Source organism: Longimicrobium sp., assembly GCF_036554565.1.
GTDB lineage: Bacteria > Gemmatimonadota > Gemmatimonadetes > Longimicrobiales > Longimicrobiaceae > Longimicrobium.
This window is the reverse complement of record NZ_DATBNB010000846.1, coordinates 1-4,421: the sequence shown is the minus strand read 5'-3', so window position 1 is coordinate 4,421 and position 4,421 is coordinate 1. Positions and strand designations below refer to the sequence as shown.

At 73.7% G+C, this 4,421-nt stretch carries 1 protein-coding gene; it reads left to right on the top strand.

The window, feature by feature from the left end:
• The coding region (locus VIB55_RS23870; protein ID WP_331879189.1) for an amino acid adenylation domain-containing protein at positions 1–4,421 on the top strand (4,421 nt) is incomplete at both ends.

Sequence of the window (4,421 nt, the reverse complement as noted above, 5' to 3'; positions counted from 1 at the left end):
ATGCAGGCTACGCCGGCCACGTGGCGGATGCTGGTGCAGGCGGGGTGGGAGGGCGCGCCGGAGATGCGCGCGCTCTGCGGCGGCGAAGCGCTCCCGGCGGAGCTCGCGTCGGCGCTGCGGAGCCGGGTCGGCGGGCTCTGGAACGTGTACGGCCCCACGGAGACCACCATCTGGTCGACGTCCGAGGCGGTCCGCGGCGATTCCGCCGGCGCCGCCGTCGGCGGGCAGGTGCCGGTGGGGCGGCCGGTGGCGAACACGCGCGTCTACATCCTGGACGCGGCGGGCGAGCCGGTGCCGGTGGGCGTGGCGGGCGAGCTGTACATCGGAGGCGCGGGCGTGGTGCGCGGCTACCTGGGCCGGCCGGCGCAGACGGCGGAGCGCTTCGTGGCCGATCCGTTCGGGGGCGAGCCGGGGGCGCGGCTGTACCGCACGGGCGACCTGGCGCGGTGGCGGGCGGACGGGACGATGGAGTTCATCGGCCGCACCGACTTCCAGGTGAAGGTGCGCGGCTTCCGCATCGAGCTGGGGGAGATCGAGGCGCGGCTGGCCGAGCACGCGGACGTGCGCGAGGCGGCGGTGATGGCGCGCGAGGACGTGCCGGGCGACGTGCGGCTGGTGGCGTACGTGGTCGGTGACACGGACGCTGAGGCGCTGCGGGCGCACGTCGCCACCGCCCTCCCGGAGTACATGGTGCCGGCGGCGTACGTGCGGCTGGACGCCTTTCCGCTCACGCCGAACGGCAAGCTGGACCGCAAGGCGCTGCCAGCGCCGGAGGGAGACGCGTACGCGTTGCGGGAGTACGAGGCGCCGCAGGGCCGGGCCGAGCAGGCGCTGGCGGAGATCTGGTCCGAGGTGCTGGGCGTGGAGCGGGTGAGCCGCTGGGCCCACTTCTTCGCGCAGGGCGGACACTCGCTCCTCGCGGTGCGGGTGATCTCGCGGGTGCGGCAGGTGCTGGGGCTGGAGGTCGCGCTGGGCGAACTGTTCGCCCGGCCGGTGCTGGCCGATTTCGCGCGCGGGCTGGCGACGGCCGCGCAGTCGGAGCTGCCGCCCATCGAGCGGGTGGAGCGGACGGACCGGCTCCCGCTTTCCTTCGCCCAGCAGCGTCTCTGGTTCCTGGAGCAGCTCGGCGGCCTGGGCGGCGCGTACAACATCCCCATGCGGATGCGGCTGCAGGGAGAGCTGGACGCCGGAGCGCTGCGGCGCGCGCTGGACGCGATGGTCGCGCGGCACGAGGCGCTGCGCACCACGTTCGTGGAGGTAGAGGGTGCGCCGGTGCAGCGGGTCGCACCGGTGGAGGAGAGCCGGTTCCAACTCGCCGAGCACGACCTGGGCGATGATCCCGAGGCGCCCTCCGAGCTGCGGCGGCTGGGCGGCGAGGAGGCGCGCGCGCCCTTCGACCTGGCGCGGGGCCCGCTCATCCGCGGCCGGCTGATCCGGCTGGCGCACGGCGAGCACGTGCTCCTCGTGACCATGCACCACATCATCAGCGACGCCTGGTCCACGGAGCTGTTCACCCGCGAACTGGGCGCGCTCTACGGAGCGTTCCGCCGCGGCGAGCCCGATCCGCTTCCCGCGCTGCCGGTGCAGTACGCCGACTACGCGGCGTGGCAGCGCAGGTGGGTAGAGGGAGACGTTCTCCAAGCGCAGACGGAGTACTGGACGCAAACGCTCGCGGGCGCGCCGGAGCTCCTGGAGCTGCCGACTGACCATCAGCGGCCGGCGAAGATGGACCACGCGGGTGCCACGGTGGCCGTGGAGCTGGACGCGGAGCTGACGGCCGGCCTGACGGCCCTGGGCCAGCGCCACGGCACCACGCTGTTCATGACCGTGCTGGCGGGCTGGGCCGCGGTGCTCGGGCGGCTGTCGGGGCAGGACGACGTGGTCGTGGGCACCCCCACCGCCAACCGCGGGCGCGTGGAGATCGAGGGGCTGATCGGCTTCTTCGTAAACACCTTGGCGTTGCGCGTGGATCTCGCCGGCTCCCCCTCCGTCGCCGAGGTGCTGACGCGGGTGAAGGAGCGGGCGCTGGGTGCGCAGCAGAACCAGGACATCCCGTTCGAGCAGGTGGTGGAGCTGGTGCAGCCGGTGCGCAGCATGGCCCACAGCCCGCTGTTCCAGGTGATGTTCGGGTGGCAGAACGGCCCCAGCGGCAGGCTGGAGCTGCCGGGGCTCACGCCCGGCTCGGCGTCGGAAGGCGCGGGACCGGCGGGGCCGGCGTCGGACGCGGCGGCGAAGTTCGACCTGTCGCTGGACCTGTCGGAGCGGGGCGGGCGCATCGTCGGAGGCCTGACGTACGCATCCTCGCTCTTCGAACGCGCGACGGTGGAGCGCTGGGTGGGCTACCTGCGCCGCGTGCTCGAGGCGATGGTGGCGGACGAGGGCCAGCCGGTGGAGCGGGTGGCGCTCGTGCCCGAGAGCGAGCGCACGCAGGTGCTGCAGGCGTGGAACCGCACGGAGGCGGAGTACCCGGCCGACGCGTGCATCCACGAGCTGTTCGCGGCCCAGGCGGAGCGCACGCCCGACGCGGAGGCGGTGGTCTTCGAGGATCGCTCGCTCACCTACGCCGAGCTGAACGCGCGGGCGAACCGGCTGGCGCACCACCTCCGCTCGCTGGGCGTGGGTCCCGACGCGCGAGTGGCGGTTTGCTTGGAGCGGAGCGCGGAGATGGTCGTCGCGCTGTTGGCCGTGATGAAGGCCGGCGGCGCGTACGTGCCGCTGGATCCGTCGTATCCGGCGGAGCGGCTGCGCTACGTCCTGCACGACAGCTCGCCCGCGGCCGTACTCACGCAGCGTTCGCTGGATGGAGTGGATACGCTGTTCGCGGGTGTCGAGGCGCCGGTGATCGACCTGGATGGCGCGGAGTGGGCAGACCAGCCCGCGGCGGACCCGGCCATCGAGGGACTGACGCCGGCGCACCTGGCGTACGTGATTTACACCTCCGGCTCCACCGGACGTCCCAAGGGCGTCGCCGTTCCGCACCGCGGCGTGGTCAACCTCCTCCGCTCGATGCGGGAAACCGTGGGGATGGAGCCCGCGGATCGCCTGCTGGCGGTGACCACCTACGCGTTCGACATCTCCGTGCTGGAGATGTTCCTTCCGCTTCTCCACGGCGCGGCGACCATCGTGCTGCCGCGGGAGCGTGCCGCGGACCCTGCGGCGCTGGCGGAGGCCATCCGGACCTACGCGCCCACGGTGATGCAGGGCACGCCCGCCACCTGGCGGATGCTGGTGGCCGCGGAGTGGGAGGGCGCGCCGGATATGCGGGCGCTCTGCGGCGGCGAAGCATTACCGGCGGATCTCGCGTCGGCCCTGCGGAGCCGTGTGGGCGGGCTCTGGAACGTGTATGGGCCCACGGAAACCACCATCTGGTCGACGGCCGAGGGGGTCCGCGGCGATCCCGCCAGCGGGCAGGTGCCGATCGGCCGCCCCGTGGCGAACACGCGCGTCTACGTGCTCGACGCGGCGGGCGAGCCGGTGCCGGTAGGTGTGGCGGGCGAACTCTACATCGGCGGTGCGGGGGTGGTGCGCGGCTATCTGGGGCGCCCGGAGCAGACGGCGGAGCGCTTCGTGGCCGATCCCTTCGGCGGCGAGCCGGGGGCGAGGCTCTACCGCACGGGCGACCTGGCGCGGTGGCGGGCGGACGGAACGATGGAGTTCATCGGCCGCACCGACTTCCAGGTGAAGGTGCGCGGCTTCCGCATCGAGCTGGGCGAGATCGGGGCGCGGCTGGCCGAGCACGCGGAGGTGCGCGAGGCGGCGGTGATGGCGCGCGAGGACGTACCGGGTGACGTGCGGCTGGTGGCGTACGTGGTCGGCGAGGTGGACGCGGAGGCGCTGCGTTCGCACCTCTCCGCCGCGCTGCCGGAGTACATGGTGCCCGCCGCGTACGTGCGGCTCGACGCCTTCCCGCTCACGCCCAACGGCAAGCTCGACCGCAAGGCGCTGCCCGCCCCCGAGGGCGACGCGTATGCCTCGCGGGAGTACGAGGCGCCGGTGGGCCGGACCGAGGAGGCGCTGGCGGACATCTGGTCCGACGTGCTGCGCGTGGAGCGGGTGAGCCGGTGGGCCAACTTCTTCGAGCTGGGCGGCCACTCGCTGCTGGCCGTGCGCGTCGTGTCGCGTGTGCGGCAGGCGCTGGATGTGGAGGTGCCGCTCGGGGAGCTGTTCACCCGGCCCGTGCTCGCCGATTTCGCGCGCGGGCTGGCCACGGCGGCGCAGTCGCAGCTGCCGCCGATCGAGCGGGTGGACCGTGGCGCGCGACTGCCGCTCTCCTTCCCGCAGCAGCGGCTCTGGTTCCTGGAGCAGCTTGGCGACTTGGGCAGCACCTACCACGTCACCACGCGGATGCGGCTGCAGGGAGAGCTGGACGCCGGAGCGCTGCGGCGCGCGCTGGACGCGATGGTCGCGCGGCACGAGGCGCT